This is a genomic window from Stenotrophomonas sp. LARHCG68, assembly GCF_052871705.1.
Genome location: NZ_JBIXJV010000001.1, coordinates 136,552 through 154,873, shown reverse-complemented (window position 1 = coordinate 154,873; position 18,322 = coordinate 136,552). Strand labels below are relative to the sequence as shown.

General features: G+C 65.3%; 18 protein-coding genes. 12 read left to right on the top strand and 6 right to left on the bottom strand.

The features are described 5' to 3' along the window. Positions 1-7 precede the first annotated feature (7 nt). The 7 genes from ACIPR8_RS00650 (at position 8) to ACIPR8_RS00620 (ending at position 5,890) form a co-directional block, all read left to right on the top strand. Positions 8-430 carry a hypothetical protein gene (locus tag ACIPR8_RS00650; RefSeq protein WP_446539848.1) on the top strand — a complete coding sequence of 141 codons (423 nt, stop codon included), beginning with the start codon at positions 8-10 and terminating at the stop codon, positions 428-430. Next, entirely contained in the window at positions 430-597 is a 168-nt protein-coding gene (locus ACIPR8_RS00645) for a hypothetical protein (RefSeq protein WP_446539847.1), read from the top strand. The genes ACIPR8_RS00650 and ACIPR8_RS00645 overlap by 1 nt, the downstream gene beginning before the upstream one ends. A gap of 284 nt (positions 598-881) precedes the next feature. Beyond that, the gene (locus ACIPR8_RS00640) at positions 882-1,394 is read left to right on the top strand and encodes a hypothetical protein (RefSeq protein ID WP_446539846.1); all 513 of its coding nucleotides are present in this window, start codon (positions 882-884) and stop codon (positions 1,392-1,394) included. 925 nt (positions 1,395-2,319) lie between these two features. Then, complete coding sequence (locus ACIPR8_RS00635; RefSeq protein WP_446539845.1) at positions 2,320-3,312, top strand: hypothetical protein; 993 nt, start codon at positions 2,320-2,322, stop codon at positions 3,310-3,312. Continuing rightward, positions 3,309-3,641, top strand: a complete 333-nt coding sequence (locus ACIPR8_RS00630) for a hypothetical protein (RefSeq protein WP_446539844.1) — start codon at positions 3,309-3,311, stop codon at positions 3,639-3,641. The genes ACIPR8_RS00635 and ACIPR8_RS00630 overlap by 4 nt, the downstream gene beginning before the upstream one ends. After that, on the top strand, positions 3,628-5,121 hold the full coding sequence (locus ACIPR8_RS00625; protein WP_446539843.1) for a phage portal protein: 1,494 nt from the start codon (positions 3,628-3,630) through the stop codon (positions 5,119-5,121). The genes ACIPR8_RS00630 and ACIPR8_RS00625 overlap by 14 nt, the downstream gene beginning before the upstream one ends. A 169-nt stretch (positions 5,122-5,290) precedes the next feature. Beyond that, positions 5,291-5,890: a hypothetical protein gene (locus ACIPR8_RS00620; protein WP_446539842.1), complete on the top strand. Its 600-nt coding sequence runs from the start codon at positions 5,291-5,293 to the stop codon at positions 5,888-5,890. Between the two features lie 771 nt (positions 5,891-6,661). Here ACIPR8_RS00620 and ACIPR8_RS00615 read toward each other — a convergent pair. The 5 genes from ACIPR8_RS00615 to dtd form a co-directional block, all read right to left on the bottom strand. Further along, positions 6,662-7,120: a DUF6691 family protein gene (locus tag ACIPR8_RS00615; protein WP_446539841.1), complete on the bottom strand. Its 459-nt coding sequence runs from the start codon at positions 7,118-7,120 to the stop codon at positions 6,662-6,664. Continuing rightward, complete coding sequence (locus ACIPR8_RS00610; RefSeq protein ID WP_446539840.1) at positions 7,117-7,542, bottom strand: YeeE/YedE family protein; 426 nt, start codon at positions 7,540-7,542, stop codon at positions 7,117-7,119. Before ACIPR8_RS00610 ends, ACIPR8_RS00615 begins: the two co-directional genes overlap by 4 nt. Before the next feature lie 19 nt (positions 7,543-7,561). Continuing rightward, positions 7,562-8,824: an OmpP1/FadL family transporter gene (locus tag ACIPR8_RS00605; RefSeq protein ID WP_446539839.1), complete on the bottom strand. Its 1,263-nt coding sequence runs from the start codon at positions 8,822-8,824 to the stop codon at positions 7,562-7,564. Between the two features lie 656 nt (positions 8,825-9,480). Further along, positions 9,481-11,334, bottom strand: coding sequence for an RNA polymerase sigma factor RpoD (gene rpoD / locus ACIPR8_RS00600; RefSeq protein WP_192287818.1), 1,854 nt, complete (start codon positions 11,332-11,334; stop codon positions 9,481-9,483). Positions 11,335-11,424: 90 nt separating this feature from the next. Then, positions 11,425-11,865 (bottom strand): D-aminoacyl-tRNA deacylase, encoded by a 441-nt coding sequence (gene dtd / locus ACIPR8_RS00595; RefSeq protein WP_132865847.1) that lies wholly within the window; start codon positions 11,863-11,865, stop codon positions 11,425-11,427. A 62-nt stretch (positions 11,866-11,927) separates the two neighbouring features. Between dtd and ACIPR8_RS00590 the strand changes: the two genes are divergently transcribed. The 4 genes from ACIPR8_RS00590 to ACIPR8_RS00575 all read left to right on the top strand — a co-directional run bounded on the left by ACIPR8_RS00590 (position 11,928) and on the right by ACIPR8_RS00575 (position 16,284). Then, positions 11,928-12,848 carry a lauroyl acyltransferase gene (locus ACIPR8_RS00590; RefSeq protein WP_192287819.1) on the top strand — a complete coding sequence of 307 codons (921 nt, stop codon included), beginning with the start codon at positions 11,928-11,930 and terminating at the stop codon, positions 12,846-12,848. Between the two features lie 72 nt (positions 12,849-12,920). Further along, positions 12,921-14,045, top strand: a complete 1,125-nt coding sequence (ribA, locus tag ACIPR8_RS00585) for a GTP cyclohydrolase II RibA (RefSeq protein WP_446539838.1) — start codon at positions 12,921-12,923, stop codon at positions 14,043-14,045. A 230-nt stretch (positions 14,046-14,275) separates the two neighbouring features. Then, positions 14,276-14,788, top strand: a complete 513-nt coding sequence (locus tag ACIPR8_RS00580) for a PH domain-containing protein (protein ID WP_446539837.1) — start codon at positions 14,276-14,278, stop codon at positions 14,786-14,788. Next, positions 14,785-16,284, top strand: a complete 1,500-nt coding sequence (locus tag ACIPR8_RS00575) for a PH domain-containing protein (RefSeq protein WP_446539836.1) — start codon at positions 14,785-14,787, stop codon at positions 16,282-16,284. The genes ACIPR8_RS00580 and ACIPR8_RS00575 overlap by 4 nt, the downstream gene beginning before the upstream one ends. A gap of 48 nt (positions 16,285-16,332) precedes the next feature. Here the strand turns inward: ACIPR8_RS00575 and ACIPR8_RS00570 are convergent, their stop codons facing one another. Then, complete coding sequence (locus ACIPR8_RS00570; RefSeq protein WP_446539835.1) at positions 16,333-17,364, bottom strand: CDP-glycerol glycerophosphotransferase family protein; 1,032 nt, start codon at positions 17,362-17,364, stop codon at positions 16,333-16,335. Positions 17,365-17,466: 102 nt separating this feature from the next. On the opposite strand from ACIPR8_RS00570, the gene ACIPR8_RS00565 reads away from it, so the two are divergent. After that, positions 17,467-18,282, top strand: a complete 816-nt coding sequence (locus ACIPR8_RS00565) for a glycosyltransferase family 2 protein (protein ID WP_446539834.1) — start codon at positions 17,467-17,469, stop codon at positions 18,280-18,282. Positions 18,283-18,322: the final 40 nt, after the last annotated feature.

Genomic DNA, 18,322 nt, shown 5'->3' with positions numbered 1-18,322 from the left:
TCTGACCATGGACCACATCGTACACCAAGCCAGCCCGGGCGCAATCGGGCAATCCAGCCCTGCCGTGTCAGGGAACTCCTACTCCGGACGGCCACATATCGAGAGCTACCCGTCACCGGTCCTCATGCCGCCGCCCGAAGGCCAGGCCTACGTCCTCGTCCGCGACAACCTCAACGCGCCGAGGTTCGAGATTGGTGACGTGCTGCAGGTGGATCTCCGCGTGGTCCGCTGCCGGTGGGATGGCGTCTATGTGATCCAGCTCAATGGCAGGCAGCTTGTGCGGTACGTGCAGGTGCGGCCCGGGAAGGATGGCCGCCCATCCTTCTACGTGTTCACCGCCAGCAACCGGGACTTGGGCTTCTTCGTTGAGTTCGATGACCTGGTGGTCCTGGGTGAGGTCAAAACCGTCTGCTGCGTAAGGAGGGTGTAATGAGCGCACAGATCATCCCGTTCCCCAGCGACCGCATGGCCCGCGCGCTGCCGCCAGTGCAATGCAACCCGATGAGCGAACGCCAGGCGCGTACTGAAGCACTGCTTCAGAAGCTGGTAGCCGCCATCGAGCGGGCACCCCTGAAAGAGCAGGAGCATTCGCGATGAGTGCGCGCGCTGTTCGACTGGCCCCCATTGCCTGTGATTGCTGCGGGAACGCCCTACAGCCGGTGTTCGGCACCTTCCACCGTGCGGAGCGTGAGTTCGGGTGGTGCTCCCTGCCCTACGTGCTGTGCGGCTCCTGCGCCCTACAGCACCGCAGGGGAGCGACCGAGGCCAAGGTAAGGGAATGGGTACTCACCCGCGCGGCGCGCGCTGGGCAGAGCTGGCAGGCCGCTGTAGCGCAGATCGTTGACGGGGCGTCGGCTGCGTGACGCCTTGGAGTACTGACGATGGCAGATGAGTACCGCAAGCACATTCCAGAGCGGAACCGCCCCAGGCACAAGGGGCGGCGCTCTAGCGACACGTTCGTCCGGCTCCCGCATCCGATGATCCAGTCGCCTGCATTCTTCGCCCTGAGCGGCGCGGCAATGAAAATGCTGCTGTTCCTGGCAAGCCAGTACAACGGCCGCAACAACGGCGACCTGAGCGCGACGAAGGCCATGGTCAAGGAGGCAGGGGTGTGCACCACCAGCAAGCTCGGTGAGCTTCTGGCGCAACTGGAGATGGCTGGCTTCATCGTGCAAACCCGGCACGGCAATAGAAAGCTGTGCAACCTCTACGCGCTCACCTGGTACGGAATCGATAGCTGCACCGGCAAGGGCTTGGAGCTTCTTCCCGGGCCGCCACGGAACGATTGGAGAAAAACGCATTCTGTGGCCCCCTCAGGGTGCCAAAGCAAAACGGAATCAGTAGTCCCCTCAGGGGGCCACGGTGGCACCCTCAAGGGGCCAAAAGCAGCATGAAAAAAGTCTTTTGCACCCCTCAGGGTGCCAAAAACAGCGATTTCGGCCGTTTTTTGGCCCCCTCAGGGTGCCCCTTTATATATATCTACCAAGCGGGAGCGCAGCGGACGCTTGGGCTGTTGCTCTGCTCTACCGCTTCTGAGCATCACCGCACTGACGGCGCAAAGGCCACCTCCCACTGCCCATGTCTGCCACTGGCACTTTCTGGCACTGCCCGAACCTGCCACTGGCACTTGGAGTACATCCACAGCGTTCCTGATGGAATCCGATTCCAGCCCGCCCGATCATTCCGGCGCGCATGGATGCGATTGATTCTCATCACCACACCGGGGGGAGGGGAAAAAAGTCAGACCCTTTCCCCCTCGGACACCGGACGCCCAGGCGTTTTTTCGCACCGTCAATTCAGAAAATTCGTTTTTCTGGGGGGTGTACTGTGCCCGTAAACCCCGCCACACAAGGGATTCCGCTTGATCGAGCTGCCGTTGCATTGGGTATTCAGCCTGGCACGCTTCGCCGCTGGGTTCGGGAAGGGTGTCCGGTAGTCGTCAGGGGGCGTCGCGGGCGGGGGCTGGCCGCGCTATTCGATCCTCAGCAGGTGCGCGCATGGCGCGAAGCTGGTGCGAGGGAGCAGGCCGCGTTGGCTTTGGCGGGTGCTGTGCCAGTGGTTCTTGCGGGTGCCACCGTGGAGGCGTGGCGCAGCGCCACCGGCATCGACAAGCGACGACTTGCAGGTGTGCTTGCGGCCACTTGGTACATGCAGACGACGGGCCTGCTGGACCATCTGCGAGAGCAATGCCCAAGTGTTCCTGATGTTGGTGGGGGATCGGTTCCGCCCGAAATTGAGATGCTCCAGAAAATCGCTCGATAGCGATTGATTTTAGGCGACCGACGTACGGTGACCCCATCAACCACCGGAGAACGCTAGATGGACCCCATGCAGTTCGCAGCCCTTTCGCGGGCACGCACCGCAATCGACGTTGCAGTGGCTGGCGAGAGCCAAACCACCAAAGTGAAGGCCTTCCTTGAGGTTGCGGTCGGCATGATGCTCCACGGCGGAAACTTTCGCGTCGCCATGGCAGCAAGCACCTGCGCATTGGTGCAGAAGGCCGTCGCTGAATCCACCGGTGGTGCCGTATGGCAGACCCCGGACGGCACCGCCCTGGCAGCAAGCTACATTGGCAGCATCGCGGAGGGTTCGCTGCTCGACCAGATCGCCCGCTACGCCTCAGTGATGCCACGCAACGTGCAACATGTGTTGACCGGTACTGGCTACAGCGCCGATGTGACAAAAGAAGGCGACCCCAAGGTCATCAAGAACCTGACGCTGGGCACGGACAGCGTGGAGACCGCCAAGGCCGCGGCGATCGTCGTGATGACGCAGGAGCTGCTGCGTGCGGTGGGCGGTCCGACCATCTTCGAATCCGAGTTGCGGAAGAGCATCACGCGCGCCGTCAATTCCTCGGTGCTGGCACAGCTGTCTGCACTGGACCCGGTGTATGTCGCCCCCAGCGCCGACCCGCTTGCCAACCTGCGCGCCGGTCTGACTGCGGCAGGTCCATCAGATGGCTACGTGGTAGCGGCACCGGCAGACGACGTGATGGATCTGGCAACCCGCGTGGAGAACCGCGGCGGCATGGGCGTGCGCGGCGGAAGCTTCATCCCCGGCGTGGAAGTGGTGGCGATGGACGACATCACCGCCACGTTCGTCATTCCCGCCTCACGCCTGGCTGTCCTCGATCACGGCTTGGAGGTGCGCAGCGCCGAGCACGCCACGGTCAACATGGCCGATAACCCGGAGGCACAGCCGCAGCTGTATTCCCTCTTCCAGAACAACAGCCTCGGCTTGTTGGCTGAGCGCAACTTTCACTTGGCAAGTACTGCGCCGATGGTCATTGTCGGAACGGAGTCCACTCCGTGACCGGCCCCATCGGATCAGCCTACCAGGAGGCGCTCAAGGCGCTCGCTGAGCAGGTTGCGCGCGCCTATCGGGAAGACTGCGGCGGTTACCAGGTTGCGGCCGGGCTGATTCAGGGCAACACCCTGATCGCCATCACTGTCACGTTCCACAACACCGGAACTGAATGCTGGGTTCCGCTCAGCCTTGGAGCGGAACCATGGAACGCCGAGCACCGCCGAAGAATCGAAGACGACGTGCGTCAGGTACTTTCAGCCCGAGTTTCAGTTGAGCATGAGGCAGCTGCGATGGTTGCTGCCTTTATGCAGGAGGTGATTGATGGGTATCGTTGAACGTGCTCGCGCGCTGTTCGCAAAGACAACTACTCGGGGTGCCGCGACGGCGGTTCCTGCATCCGAGCAGGGTGGCGGCTGGCGGCGCATCCAAGAGCCCTTCACAGGTGCTTGGCAACGCAACCAGGGTGAGGTATCGAGTCGTGACCTGGAGACATACAGCACCGTCTATGCATGCATGTCGCGCATTGCAAGTGATATCGGGAAGCTACCGTTTTCCGTGCGCCGCCGGGACAGCAACGGTCTTTGGGTCGATGAACGCCATCAAACAGTGAGCCCTCTGCTACGCCGTCCGAACAGCTACCAGACGCCAGCTCAGTTCCGAGAAGCCTGGATTCTATCCAAGCTCCAGCGCGGCAATACCTATGTACTGAAAGGGCGCGATGCCAACCGGACCGTTACAAGGCTGTGGGTGCTCGATCCATTCCGGGTGCAGCCCATGGTTGCCGATACGGGGGATGTGTTCTACCAACTGAACTACGGCACGTCCGAAAACCTGCTTCCAACTAACTATCCCGCTGAACAATTGGTGGTGCCGGCCAGCGAAATCATCCACGACCGGGAAATGCCGATCTTCCACCAGCTTATCGGCGTTTCACCCCTCGTCGCGTCCGGCCTCGCGGCCAAGAAGAACGTACAGATCCAGCGCAGTTCGGCTGACTACTTTGCCAACGGGGCCAACCCGGGCGGCATCCTAACCGCCCCTTCGGGAATGAAGGAATCCGACGCGGAAGCAGTCAAAGAGTATTGGGACACCAACTTCCAGGGCAAGAATGCCGGCAAGGTTGCCGTTATCGGCGCGGACATGAAATTCACATCATTCGCATTCAAAGCCATCGACTCTCAGATGGTCGAGCAGCTGCGATACTCCGATGAGCAGATATCTCATGCTTTTGGCATACCGCCGTTCAAGGTTGGGATCGGCACAATCCCCGCTGGAATGAAGGTCGATGACTTGAATCAGATGTACTACGCCGACGCACTGCAGGCACGCATTGAAGCAATGGAAGATTGCCTGGATGTTGGACTCGGACTTGGCGATGACGTTGGCGTGGAATTGAACCTGGAACCGCTCCTACGGATGGACCTTGGCAAGTTGGCGGACGTGCACGCAAAGCTAACCGCAGGTGCCATTGAAGCGCCCAACGAAGCTAGGCGTCGCTTCGGCCTGCCGCCACTGGCCGGCGGTGACAGCGTGTATCTACAACAGCAGAACTACAGCCTGGCAGCCCTAGCTCGCCGCGATGAATCGCCGACCCTATTTGGTAGCGACCCTGAAACGCAATCCACGAACCAGCGGGATACGCTCCGCAAACTGGAGGCCGGTGGCAAGCGACGGGCGAGATACAACCATGCTGACGGCACGTATGACGTGGAGCTTTTGAGCGGCTACTGGCTCCATGGCGTGAAACCTGAGCAAGCGCGAGCCGGTGGCACCAGTGCCACTTCCGAAGCGCGCAATCCGCACGAACGAGGGTGAAAAATGTCCGGCTCAACAATCGGCGGCGTGGTAGGCGGTGTGATCGGCTTCGCTGTCTCGGGCGGTAACCCGATGGGCGCGATGTGGGGATTCAACATCGGCTCCGCCCATGGCGGTTACATTGACCCGAGCACAGAAATTGACTACCCATCCAGTCACGGAGCCCCGCATGAGCCTTCTGAACATCCTAATTCGTCCGGATCGTGCCCTCATCCTGGTGGACAGCTGCGCCCGTAGCATGATGGATGGCGAGTCGTTCGAGACGAGCAAGCTCTTACTTCTTCCGCTGGAAAATGTCGTCCTGTGCTCTCGTGGTGAACTCATCTTTGCCCGAAGCATCTACGCTCAAATTCTTAACATTGCTTCCAGGGTGAACTACGACTCCATCGCCGACTCACTGAAGGGAATTGCGGAGGACTTGTTCCCGAGATACCTGAAGCACTATCGCGCTGCAGGCCTGCCAACGCAGCATCTACTGCAGCAAGAGATATGCGTTGTCGGCTGGTCTGCGCGCGCTGGAGCGCCGCAGGGGCTACGGATGGTCCGCGACGGTGACGGCTTCCGCATTGAATCAATGGGCGGACACATCGCCCCTGCCCTGCCCGAAGGCTTGCCGGATCAGGGCGGCAGCACCGACGAGCAATGGCTCTGCGGGATAGCCAGGCGCCAGATCGCCCACGTCAAGGCGACGGCCAGCGATACGCCAATCGGCGGTACCTTGCTACTGGCTAAGTTGACGAAAGACCGAACCGAGATGCAGCGCCTTTGACCTGATCGCATTGGAGCTTATTGCCGGTTGAGCGTCCGCGCTTCATGATGGCCTCCCTTTCGAAACGAGAGCTTGATATGAGGCTTTGGCCTGATGAGGTTTGGCTGCATGACCGCTTGCAGGAGGTGAATGGTGGCAACGCAATGCGAAATCATCCGGACGCAGACTTCCTCCTTTCGATGGAGTACGCGGAGCTGTACGTGAACCATCCAAAACCGAATTTGCTGAGGCTAACAATGCTAGGTGCGCAGCGCTTTCAGGACCTAAAGACCGCTGCATCCCGACAGAACCCGCCTGCGATTCAGATCGACTACGGAATCTAGTCACGTAACCCCCGGTGTAATTCCTGTGTAACCATGCGGGAAAAACCCGGCATTACACGGGCAATGGCGGAAACTCAAAGTTCCCTACAGATACACAAAACCCCTTGAAATAAGGGGGTTTTCTATTCTCTGGCAAGTGGTGGAAAGCCTGCTGGAGGGGATTATGAGTCCTCTGCTCTAACCGTTGAGCTATAGGCCCGTGGCAGGCATCACCCTGTCCCGCGATGACGGGAAGTATCGCCTTGCGCCGCTCCCCACGGCCGTTGCACCGGGAAAGGACCGCTGCGAGCGAGGCATTGCCTCGTGATGCATGGCTGCGCATTTTTGCATACTCGACTGACATGCGCCTACGCGACAGGCGCGGCGATGTCCCGGTAGCTGCAGCGCGGTGGCATTCCCGCAGGATGCGGCCCTACATGCAGGTCCGGCATGCTTGCCAGCAAGCCACTCAGCCCTGCTCTTGCGCCACCAGCCGTCGCTGCTGCAACGCCCTCTGCCAGCGCGCCAGCGCGATGCCCAGCAGCATGGCGGGCAGGAACAGCCGCAGTTCGGGATTGCCGAAGGCCAGCCCGACGATGGCCGGCCCCGGGCAGTAGCCGGCAATGCCCCAGCCGATGCCGAACAGCGCCGCGCCCAGCACCAGCGGTGTGTCGATGGCACTGGCCGCCGGCAGATGAAAGCGGTCGGCCAGCAGCGGCGCCTTTTGACGCCTTGCCCAGCGATAGCCCGGGAGAGTGACCAGAACCGCCGTGCCCAGCACCAGCAGCAGGCTGGGGTCCCAGCCGCAGACCACGTCCAGGAAGGCCAGCACCTTGCGTGGATCGGTCATGCCCGCGATGGCCAAGCCCAGGCCAAAGAGCGTGCCCGACGCCAATGCGGATGCCCCGGCCCAGGATGCCCTGCTCATGCCGCCACTCCCACGCCGTAACGCAGCACCCAGGTACTGACGATGGCGAACCACAGGAAGATCAGCGTCGCCACCAGCGAACGCGGCGACAGCCGTGCAAGGCCGCTCACGCCGTGGCCACTGGTGCAGCCATTGCCCAGCGTGGTGCCGTAGCCCACCAGCAACCCAGCCAACAGCAGCAACCCGGCAGGCATGCCCTCGCGCGCCTGCGGCACGTTGCCCCCGAACATCAGATGGACGCCACCACCCAGTACCAGGCCCAGCAGGAACAGCAACCGCCAACTACGCTCGGGGCCACTCAGGGCATGGCCGAGGATCCCGCTGACCCCCGCGATGCGGCCGTTCAGCCATAGCAGCAACACTGCGGCGGTACCGATCAGGCTGCCTCCCACCACGGCCGATACCGGCGTGAACTGCACCATCGTCATTTCCTCCAGGCCCTCAGAACTTCCAGGCGTAGGCAACGCCCAGCAGGTTTTCGGCCAGCTTCAGGTCGGCTTCGCCGCCGCCGAAGCTGGCCGGTATCGCGCCACGGCCGTGCACCTGCCGCGACAGCGCGCGTGCAAGGTAGGCACTGAACTCGTTGCCGTCGCGCGTGGTCCAGGTCGCCCCCAGCGTCACGTGGTTCTCGACCACCGCCGGCGCAAGGATGTTGAAGAAGGTCTGCGCCTCGGGCACCGGCTGCCCGGCATGGCTGAAGCCGCCACGCACGGTGAGCTGCGGGGTGAGCACGTACTGCACGCCCAACTTGTAGACGGTGACGTCCTTCCAGCCGAATCCCGGCCCGTTTGGTGCGCCCAGCGGCTCGCCCTGCAACAGCGGTGCCAGCGGCTGCCCCACGGCGCGCACGTCGCTGTAGTTGATGCGCTGCACTTCGGCGGCGAGGGTGGCGCGGCCACTGGCGCGCACGGCAATGCCGATGCCGTAGTTCTCCGGGACGTCGAAGCTGCCATGGTCGGCGAACAGGCCCTTGTAGCGGTCGAAGGCACTGGCGCTGATCTTCGAGGACCACGTCGCGCCCACGGTGACGCTGTCGCCGAACTGTCCGTTCCACCCCACGCGCACGCCGGCACCGGTCGACGTGTCGGTACCGCGGTTGCTGACCTTGCCCGGTGTCTGCGAGAAGCCGTCGAAGAAGCCGATGCCCTTGGCTTCGAAGCGCTGGTACAGCAGGTTCACGCCGATGCCGATGGCGTGGTGCGGGTTGAGCTTCAACGCAAACGAGGGCGTCAGGAAGAGCTGCTCCAGGTTCACACCGGCCCTGCCGGTACCGCCAAAGCGCGCATAGGGGTTCTGGCCGTAATCGGTGTTCATGCCGCCGTTGCCGTACAGGGCGATGCCCCATGCAGAGCGCTCGCCCACTGCGTGCGTGTAGCCCACCTCGGGCAACACGAAATTCCTGCGCCCGTTGCCGTCGTAGTGCATATCCGGCGCGATGGCATTGCTCACGATGTCCGCACTGCGCCGGGGTACGAACCAGGTCGCGCCCACATCCAGTCGATTGCCGACCAACGCGGTGCCGGCGGGATTGGCAGCCGCCGCCAGGCCATCCTGCGGAAGGGCGATGCCGATACCGGCAATGCCGTTGGATTTGACGCTGTTGCCATGGGTGAAATAGCCATTGGTCGCCGATGCGAATGCCGGGGCAAGCAACGCCACGATGCCTGCGGTGAGACGAAGCGGAGCGGGAGCATGGACGTTCATGAGGACCTCGGGGGACAGGTGGCACGACGCCCGATGGCGTCGCTTGCCACCGACGCTAAACCCGCCGACCCCGTACCTCCCCCGCTGCCTGATTGTTTGAATATTCCAAGCACTCATGTGCCGGCTTCGACGGGATGAGGCAACACTGTGTGTTGCAACCACGGTTGTTCCGGAACAGCACGCAGCGCCGCTTCCCTACGCATTCCCCCTGGCTTTTTCCGGTGATTCAGGCGATTTCTCTCCGAATGCAACGACGCCGGGAAGGCGCCTGCCACCTGCGCATTGCGGGCACACCGCGCATTCTCGATACGACGAAACGGTGCGTTGCCGCAGCAGGGGCTGGAATGTTGCCGGGCAACCTGTCCTTGCCTGGCGTGACACCCGCAAAGGCGCATCATTGCTGGCGAGGCGGGTGCACATGGCGGATTTCCGGCGGGCATCGGGTATGCCGGGGCGCTTACGTGTGCCCGCTGGTCATCGGGTACGGCATGTGATCGCTGTGTGCTTCATGCGGCGGTTGCCGGGACTGTCTGCCCGCCCGCGATTGCGCTTCCCATGAAGGGCAGGCCTGGACGGCATCCCTACCGATGGCGGCTGTCGCGGGCAACAAAAAACCCCGCCTGGGCGGGGTTTTCCGTTGCTGCCGTCGCTATCGATCAATCGATGTCGAGGAAGCTGCGCAGCTGCTCGGAGCGGCTCGGGTGACGCAGCTTGCGCAGCGCCTTGGCTTCGATCTGGCGGATACGCTCGCGGGTGACGTCGAACTGCTTGCCCACTTCTTCCAGCGTGTGGTCGGTGTTCATGTCGATGCCGAAGCGCATGCGCAGCACCTTGGCTTCCCTCGGGGTGAGGCCGGCCAGCACGTCACGCACGGTTTCGGACAGGTTGATGTTGGTGGTGTTCTCGATCGGGGACTCCACGTTGGTGTCCTCGATGAAGTCGCCCAGATGCGAATCCTCGTCGTCGCCGATCGGGGTTTCCATCGAGATCGGCTCCTTGGCGATCTTCATCACCTTGCGGATCTTGTCTTCCGGCATGTCCATTTCCTTGGCCAGCTCCTCCGGCGTGGCCTCGCGGCCGTACTGCTGGAGCATCTGGCGGGAAATGCGGTTGAGCTTGTTGATCGTCTCGATCATGTGCACCGGGATACGGATGGTGCGCGCCTGGTCGGCGATCGAGCGGGTGATCGCCTGGCGGATCCACCAGGTGGCGTAGGTCGAGAACTTGTAACCGCGGCGGTACTCGAACTTGTCCACGGCCTTCATCAGGCCGATGTTGCCTTCCTGGATCAGGTCCAGGAACTGCAGGCCACGGTTGGTGTACTTCTTGGCGATGGAGATCACCAGGCGCAGGTTGGCCTCGACCATCTCCTTCTTGGCCTTGCGCGCCTTGGCTTCGCCATAGGCCATCACGCGGCTGATTTCCTTGAGCTCGTCCAGCGACAGCTGGGCGCTCTTTTCCAGGTCGATGGTGGCCTGCTGCTCGGCCACGATCTGATCCTTGACGTCACGCAGCGCCGAGGACCACTTCTGCTTGCGCTTGATCGCGTCCTCGACCCATTCCAGGTTGGTCTGGTTGCCTTCCCAGGAACGGATGAAGTCCTTGCGCGGCATGCGCGCGGTGATCGTGGCCAGGTGCAGCACGCGGCGCTCCTGGGCCTTGACCTGGCCCATGGTGTCGCGCAGCAGCTTGGTCAGCACGTCGGTCAGCGGCAGCGGCAGCTTCAAGGTGATGAAGGTAGCGGCCAGCTCGTCGCGCAGCTTGGTCTGGGCCTTGGTATCGCCCTTGGCATGCGCCTTCTTGAACTTGGCCAGGTCCGCGGCCAGCAGGTCCATGCGACGGGCGACTTCGACCGGATCCGGGCCGGTCGGGCCGGTATCCTCGTCGCTGCTGACGTCGTCATCGTCCTCGTCGGCTTCCGAATCGGCGTCGTCGCTGCTGTCGCCGTCGGCGGCGGCGGCCGGGGCCGGTTCTTCCTCGACCAGGTCGTTGAAGCCGACGATCACTTCGGCCAGGCGCTTCTTGCCTTCCTTGTGCGCTTCGTAGTCGGCCAGCACCGATTCCACGGCCAGCGGGAAGGTGCCCAGTGCAGCCTGCACCTGGCCCAGGCCTTCCTCGATGCGCTTGGCGATGGCGATTTCGCCTTCGCGGGTCAGCAGCTCGACCGTACCCATCTCGCGCATGTACATGCGCACCGGGTCGGTGGTGCGACCACCTTCGGTGTCCAGCGCGGTCAGCGCGGCCGCGGCTTCTTCGGCGGCGGTATCATCGACTTCGCGGTTGCCGGTGTTGCCATCGCTGAGCATCAGCGTGTCGGCATCGGGCGCAACCTCATGGACATCAATGCCCATGCCGGTGATCAGGCCGATGATGTCTTCAATCTGCTCCGGGTCGACCATGTCGTCGGGCAGGTGATCATTGACTTCGGCGTAGGTCAGGTAGCCCTGTTCCAGGCCCTTGCTGATCAGAAGCTTGATGTCGTTTTGCTGGGCAGGACGTTCGTTGGCCATGTAGTGCTCGCGCCACCGGCGGGTTGGAATATAGGGAACCTAGCATTATACCAGCGCAGCGTAACGCTTGCCGGCGGTGGTTCCGGGGCGTCAGGGTCTGAGCAGGAAAGTGACGGGACCGTCATTCACCAGGCTGACAACCATATGGGCACCGAAGCGCCCGGTTTCCACCCCTGCGGCGTGCTTTTCTCGGCAGATCGCCACCAATCGATTGAAAAGCCGTTCAGCCTCGGCCGGCGGTGCGGCGCTGGTGAAGCTCGGGCGCATGCCTGAACGGGTGTCCGCGGCCAGGGTGAACTGGCTGACCAGCAACAAGCCACCGCCAATGTCCCGCAAGGAGCGGTTCATCTTGCCGGCATCGTCGGCGAACACCCGGTAACCGAGCAGGCGGTCGGCCATCCGCGAGAGCGCCGCCTCGTCGTCCCCCGGCTCCACCCCCACCAAGGCCAGCAGACCGGGGCCGATCTGCCCCACCACGGCGTCATCGACGGTGACCGAGGCCTGGGTAACGCGCTGGATCAGGGAGAGCATGGTCGGTCCAATGGGGCAATTGCCCACCATAGCACCGGGCCTCAGCCGCTAGACTTGCACGGATGAAACCGCAAGCCACCGCCAAGCTCTACCACCGCCTCGCCACCGTCCTGACCCACCTGCCCTGGTCCTGGCAGCGGACGCTGGCCGACACCGTGGCCTGGCTGTGGGGCGGGATCGACGCCCGTGAAAGCCGGGTCACCCGTCGCAACCTGGAGTTGGCCTATCCCGAACTGGGGGCCGACCAGCGTCGCCGGCTGCACCGCCAGATCCTGCGCACCACCGCCCGCCAGGCGCTGGAAACGCTGTACCTGTGGACCCACGACCCGGCCGACAACCTGGCCCGGCACCTGAAGCAGCGCAACGGCCAGGCCCTGTACGACGCCGCGCTGGCCTCGGGCAAGGGCGTGATCGTGATCGCCCCGCACTACGGCAACTGGGAGCTGCTGAACCAGTGGCTGGCCGAACGTGGCCCGATCGCCATCGTCTACGCCCCGCCGGAAAACCCGGTCGGCGATGAGTTCCTGCAGCTGTGCCGCGGCGGTGACAACGTGCGCCAGGTGCGTGCCGAGGGGCCGGCGGTGCGGCAGCTGTTCAAGGTGCTCAAGGACGGCGGTGCCACCGGCATCCTGCCCGACCAGCAGCCCAAGAATGGCGATGGCGAGTTCGTGCCGTTCTTCGGCGTGCAGGCGCTGACCATGACCCTGGTCAACCGCCTGGCCGAGCGCACCGGCGCCACCCTGCTGTACGCCTGGTGCGAGCGCATCGGCCCGGACCTGGAGTTTGCCCTGCACGTGGAGCCGGCCGAGCCGGCCATCGCCGATGCGGACCTGCCCACCGCGGTGGCCACCCTGAGCGCAGGCATCGAGCGCATCGCCCGGCGCGATCCGTCGCAGTACCAGTGGACCTACAAGCGCTACACGCTGCGGCCACCGGGCAGCGGCGAAACTGACCCCTACGCCACCGCCAGGCACCCGCACTGAAACCGGCCCTGCAACACTGCGTCACCTGTCCCGTCGATTGAATCAGCGAGCGGCGGTCCCCATAAGGTCCCGATGAGCGTCCAGTCCCCCTCCCCCAGCGCCGGCCCGTTCGGCGAAACCGCCGCCATCCACTGCGAGCGCGCCGCCGCCGAGCTGCGTGCCGGCCGGCCGGTGGTGATCGTCGACGGGCAACGTCGGCTGGCCACCCTCGCCCTGGACAGCAGCTCCCCGCGCAGCCTGGCCGCCTTCGGCCAGGCCAGCGACCAGCAGCACTACCTGTTCCTGACCGCTCCGCGCGCGCAGACGCTGGGCATCACCGCCAGCGATGGCATCCGCCTGCCGCTGGCCGGCCGCGATTTTGCCGAGCTGCCGGCACTGGCCTACCTGCGCGATGCCCCCACGGCCGAAGGCGCGCAACCACTGGGCAATGACCTGGACGCGGCGGCGGTGGAAGTGGCCCGGCTCGGCCTGCTGCTGCCGGCCATGATCTCGGTGGAACTGGCGCCGGGGCCAAGCGCGTTCGACCCCTGCCTGCACCTGAGCGTGGAAGCCCTGCGTGACGGCGCCCGCCAGGCCGGCCAGGACTACGAACTGGTCACCCGCTCGCCGGTGCCGTTGCGCGACGTGGGCATGAGCGAGTTCGCGGTGTTCCGTGGCGGCGTGGCGCAGCGCGACCAGGTCGCGGTGATCGTCGGCACGCCGGACCTGCAGGGCGCGGTGCCGGTGCGCGTGCATTCCTCGTGCCTGACCGGCGACCTGTTCGGTTCGCTCAAGTGCGACTGCGGCGACCAGCTGCGGCGCGGCCTGCGCACGCTCAAGGAGCTGGGCGGCGGCATCCTGCTGTACCTGGACCAGGAAGGCCGTGGCACCGGCATCGCCGCCAAGATGCGCGCCTATGGCTACCAGCACGAAGGGCTGGACACCATCGACGCCGACGCCCAGCTCGGCTTCGGTGCCGACGAGCGCCGCTATGGCAGCGCGGTGGCGATGCTGCGCGCATTGGGCGTGCAGCGCATCCAACTGCTGACCAACAACCCCACCAAGGTGCAGCACCTGCGCAACGCCGGCATCGAAGTCAGCGGTTGCGTGCCGGTGACCGGCGAGATCACCGCCGAGAACGAGCAGTACCTGCGCACCAAGGCCGCCCGTGCCGGCCACCACCTGGATGTCGATGCGCTGATCATGGCCGCGCAGTGATGCGCGACTGAGGCTGCGGGGAAGTTCGCACAAAGCCAACCCCTCCCCAGCCCTCCCCTGCTGCGCATGGGAGGGGGCCGATCATGCAGTTTGCGTTGTTGCCTTGGCTGTTGCCTTGGCCTTTGCCCCCTCCCTTGCGCCGAGGGCGGAGGGGAGGGCTGGGGAGGGGTCGCTCCTGCCCGGGCCGGGACACTTGCCTCAGCCTCCATCCAACCCGCTACAGTCAGCGCATGACCGAACCGCCTGCGCTCCCCGAAGCCCCCCTTCCCGCCCCCGAAGCACAGTGGCAGCCATTGCCCCGGCGTGGCGCGGTGTTTGCCGCTATCGGCAGCGCCATCGGCATGGCCATCCCACTGACGCTGGCCGCCGGCATCGTGCCGCTGGCCTTCCATTACGCGCACTGGCTGCTCGCCGGTTGCGCCGGCCTGCTGGTCGGGCTGGCGTGGGGCGCCTGGTTCGGCTGGCGGCGGCACCGGCTGACGTTCTGGCGGCTGGATGAGCAGGCATTGGGCGTACGCCGCGGCCACCTGTGGCAGAGCGAAAGCCATGTGCCCATCTCGCGCGTGCAGCACCTGGACCTGGGCCGCGGCCCCCTGCAGCGCATGGCGGGGTTGGCGACGCTGACCGTGCACACCGCCGGCACGCGCATGAACACCGTCGCCATCGTCGGGCTCGCCATGGCCGATGCCGAACGCCTGCGTGACCGCCTGGCGCGCCAGCTCGACCACGACGACGCCCTGTGAACCTGCCTTCCGCCGACAACGCCGAACGCCGGCTGCACCCCTGGTCGTGGTTGTTCGTGCTGCTGCGCCAGATCCAGCAGATGCTGCTGCCGCTGGTCGCGGTACTGATCTTCGGTGGCCGGCGTGGCGATGAAGCGTGGTGGTTCCAGCTGATCCCGCTGGTGGTGATCGCCGCGCTGGTGGCCAGCTCGGTGCTGCAGTACCTGACCTACCGCTACCGCATCGGCGCCGACACGCTGGTCATCCGCAGCGGCGTGTTCGAACGCACCCGCCGCGAGATCCCGTTCGCCCGCATCCACAACGTCGCCGTGCACCAGAACCTGCTGCACCGCCTGTTCGGCGTGGCCGAACTGCGGCTGGAATCGGCCGCCGGCGACAAGCCCGAAGCCGAGATGCGCGTGCTCAGGCTCGACCAGGCACTGGAACTGGAACGCCTGATCCGCCAGCGCGGCCACGCACCTGTCGCCACCGATGCGCCGGTGCCGGAAGCCGACCTGTTGCTGGCCCTGCCACCCATGGAACTGGTGCGGCTGGGGCTGGTGTCGAACAAGGCGCTGGTCGTGGTCGCCGCGGCGGTGGGCGCCCTGTACCAGATGCTCCCGCGTGAGATGGCGGCTGACTTCATCGAGCAGCAGGGGCGCCAGGCCCTGGGCTATGCCAGCCAGCTGCATTTCAGCAGCACCGCGATGGCGATCAGCGCCGTGGCCGGGCTGCTGGCCCTGCTGCTATTGATGTGGCTGCTGTCGATCAGCCTGGCCTTCATGCAGTACCACGGCTTCCGCCTGACCGAAGCCGACCGCCGCCTCACCGTCGAACGCGGCCTGCTCACCCGCGTGCGCAGCAGCGTGGCGCGCCGGCGCATCCAGGCCTGGACGCTGCGCGAAGGCGCGCTGCATCGCCTGTTCGGGCGCCGCCAGCTGCGCGTGGACATCGCCAGCGGTGGCGGCAACGAGGACAAGGACGGCCGTGCCCTGAAGGAACTGGCGCCGCTGGCCACGCCGGCCACCTGCGATGGCCTGCTGCAGCACCTGCTCCCGCAGCTGCAATGGCCGCCGCTGCAATGGCAGGCCGTCTCCACCCGCGGCTGGTGGCGCCTGTGCCTGCCGGCGCTGCTGGCAAGCGGCGCGCTGGCCGCCGTGTTGACCCACGAAACCGGGCCGTGGGGATTGTTGCCGTTGCTGTGGCTGCCATGGTCGGCGTTCAAGGCCCGTCGCCAGGTCACACGCATGGGCTACAGCATCGATGCCCAGCGCGTGACCGTGCGCGGCGGCTGGTGGAACCGCTGGTGGCGGGTGGCCGAGCTGGACAAGCTGCAGGCGCTGCGGCTGGACCGCTCGCCGCTGGACCGCCGTTTCGGCACCGCGACGCTGACCCTGGACACCGCCGGCGCGTTCGGCGCACCACCGCTGCAGCTGCGTTTCCTGGAGGAACAGCGCGCGCAGGAGCTGATGGCGCAGCTTGGCCAGGAGATGGCGCGGCGCCGGCTGCGCTGGTGAGAGTGAACGACGCCCCTCCCCCAGCCGGGAGAAGGGCATGGCGGGCCGTCAGGTCCGCGCCGGTCCCCAGTACCCGATGCGCTTGCGCAGCTTGAACTTGCGCCACAGGTTCATCGGCTTGGGCTTGCGGTTGCGCGCGCCCTTGGCGACGAACGCATCGATCGCATCCAGGATGCGGTCACTGGACTTGCCATCCCGGTACGGGTGCAACTGGTCGGCGAAGTCGCGCACCGCGGCCATCAGCGCCGGCGGGCGCGACAGCGCGGTACGGATCGCCCCTTCGAACTGCGCCGGGTCGTCGATGTCGATCAGCTGCGGGCCTGGGCGGCGGTTCTTGAACGTGACCACCGGCTTGTAGGTCAGCAGGAACTCGTTGAGCGCCGAGGAGGTGTCCGAGCACATCATGTCCACCTGCGGGAACAGGTCCAGGATGTTGTCGTCGTCGGCGAAGCGCAGGTATGGGCCTTCCAGCGCGCGGTACTTGGCCACCACTTCCGGGTCCATCTTCGGGTGGAAGGTGACGATCCAGCGCCACTCACCGGTCTGCGAGAGACGCTTGATCTCATCGTGCAGGATGCCCGCCGCACTCCATGAGGGCGAGAACGTGGAGTGGTACAGGATCACCGGCGGCGCGCGCACCGGGTCGGGCGCGTCGCGCAGCTGGCTCATGAACGGGTCGATCTTCGGGAAACCGGTCTCCACCACCGAGAAGTGCCCCTGCTCCTTGGCCAGCGCCGAGAACGCGGCGGTGTCGCGCGGGCCGGTGGTGCAGTACAGGTCGAAGAAGCCACGGATGTAGATGTGGCGCGGCTTGCCGGCGTCGAACCCGTGGAAGGTCTCGACCTTCACGCCGGGGAAGAAGTGCGGCACGGCATTGGACGAGGTGATCACCGCGTACGGGTTCCAGGCGCGTACCTGCGCCACCGTCAGCAGGGTTTCGTCCTCGGCCAGGTCCTCGGCCCCGGGACCATCGAAGAACCACGCTGCCTCATCCCCGCGTGCCCGGATCGCCGCCTGGACCGGCCGGAGGATGGCCAGCGCGTAGCGCTCCGAGCCGTACAGCAGATAGTGGCGTGGCACGTGGAAACTCCTGAATCTCCGGGATCTGGCGCGGATTATCGCATCGCCAGCCGGCAGCGTCGCTGCTAGGCTTTGGCCCCGGCTCCCACCGCGTACCCCTGCATGCCCCAGCCCTCGTCCAGCTCCCCGAGCAGCCGCCCCCGCGTGTCGGCCTGCGTCATCGCCTTCAACGAGGCGGACCGGATCGGCGATTGCCTGGCCTCGCTGGCGTTCTGCGACGAGATCGTGGTGGTGGATTCGTTCTCCACCGACGCCACCGTGGCGGTGGCCGAAGCGGCCGGGGCACGGGTGCTGCAGCGCGCCTTCGACGGCTTCCGCAGCCAGAAGGACTTCTGCGTCAACCAGGCCCGGCATGACTGGGTGCTGTGCCTGGATGCCGACGAACGCGTCGACCCGGCCCTGCGCGCGGCCATCGAGGCCGAACGCGATGCAGGGTTCCCGCGTGGCCCCGGTTACCGCTTCGCGCGCTGCTCGGAGTACTTCGGCCGTTTCCTGCGCCACGGCACCGCTTACCCGGACCGCGTGCTGCGCCTGTTCGACCGCCGCCACGGCGGCTGGCGCGGCGACCGCGAGATCCACGAGGCGGTCTCGGTCGACGGCCCCGTCACCCTGCTCAAGGGCGACCTGCTGCACCACCCCTACCGCAGCTTCCTGCAGTTGCTGGACAAGAAGCAGAAGTACGCGCGGATGATGGCCGAACACGAATTCAGCCGCGGCAAGCGTGCCAGCCTGGGCAAGCTGATCATTTCCCCCGCCTGGCGCTTCTTCCGCAGCTTCGTGTTCAAGCGGGGTTTCCTGGACGGCTGGCCGGGGCTGATCGAGGCCTTCGTCAGCGCCAACTACGTCCGCCAGAAGACCATCATGCTGTGGCTGCTGCAGAACGGCCAACCGGTGCAGACGCCCCCCGCCAGCCGTTGAACCGCTTCCTGTCACGCGCGCCGGAAACGTTTTCCCAGGG

Excerpts from the sequence above, each read along its gene's own strand:
- ACIPR8_RS00650 (WP_446539848.1), top strand. The coding sequence starts at position 8 with ATGGACCACATCGTACACCAAGCCAGCCCGGGCGCAATCGGGCAATCC.
- ACIPR8_RS00645 (WP_446539847.1), top strand. The coding sequence starts at position 430 with ATGAGCGCACAGATCATCCCGTTCCCCAGCGACCGCATGGCCCGCGCG.
- ACIPR8_RS00640 (WP_446539846.1), top strand. The coding sequence starts at position 882 with ATGGCAGATGAGTACCGCAAGCACATTCCAGAGCGGAACCGCCCCAGG.
- ACIPR8_RS00635 (WP_446539845.1), top strand. The coding sequence starts at position 2,320 with ATGGACCCCATGCAGTTCGCAGCCCTTTCGCGGGCACGCACCGCAATC.
- ACIPR8_RS00625 (WP_446539843.1), top strand. The coding sequence starts at position 3,628 with ATGGGTATCGTTGAACGTGCTCGCGCGCTGTTCGCAAAGACAACTACT.
- ACIPR8_RS00620 (WP_446539842.1), top strand. The coding sequence starts at position 5,291 with ATGAGCCTTCTGAACATCCTAATTCGTCCGGATCGTGCCCTCATCCTG.
- ACIPR8_RS00615 (WP_446539841.1), bottom strand. The coding sequence starts at position 7,120 with ATGAGCAGGGCATCCTGGGCCGGGGCATCCGCATTGGCGTCGGGCACG.
- ACIPR8_RS00610 (WP_446539840.1), bottom strand. The coding sequence starts at position 7,542 with ATGGTGCAGTTCACGCCGGTATCGGCCGTGGTGGGAGGCAGCCTGATC.
- ACIPR8_RS00605 (WP_446539839.1), bottom strand. The coding sequence starts at position 8,824 with ATGAACGTCCATGCTCCCGCTCCGCTTCGTCTCACCGCAGGCATCGTG.
- rpoD (WP_192287818.1), bottom strand. The coding sequence starts at position 11,334 with ATGGCCAACGAACGTCCTGCCCAGCAAAACGACATCAAGCTTCTGATC.
- dtd (WP_132865847.1), bottom strand. The coding sequence starts at position 11,865 with ATGCTCTCCCTGATCCAGCGCGTTACCCAGGCCTCGGTCACCGTCGAT.
- ACIPR8_RS00590 (WP_192287819.1), top strand. The coding sequence starts at position 11,928 with ATGAAACCGCAAGCCACCGCCAAGCTCTACCACCGCCTCGCCACCGTC.
- ribA (WP_446539838.1), top strand. The coding sequence starts at position 12,921 with ATGAGCGTCCAGTCCCCCTCCCCCAGCGCCGGCCCGTTCGGCGAAACC.
- ACIPR8_RS00580 (WP_446539837.1), top strand. The coding sequence starts at position 14,276 with ATGACCGAACCGCCTGCGCTCCCCGAAGCCCCCCTTCCCGCCCCCGAA.
- ACIPR8_RS00565 (WP_446539834.1), top strand. The coding sequence starts at position 17,467 with ATGCCCCAGCCCTCGTCCAGCTCCCCGAGCAGCCGCCCCCGCGTGTCG.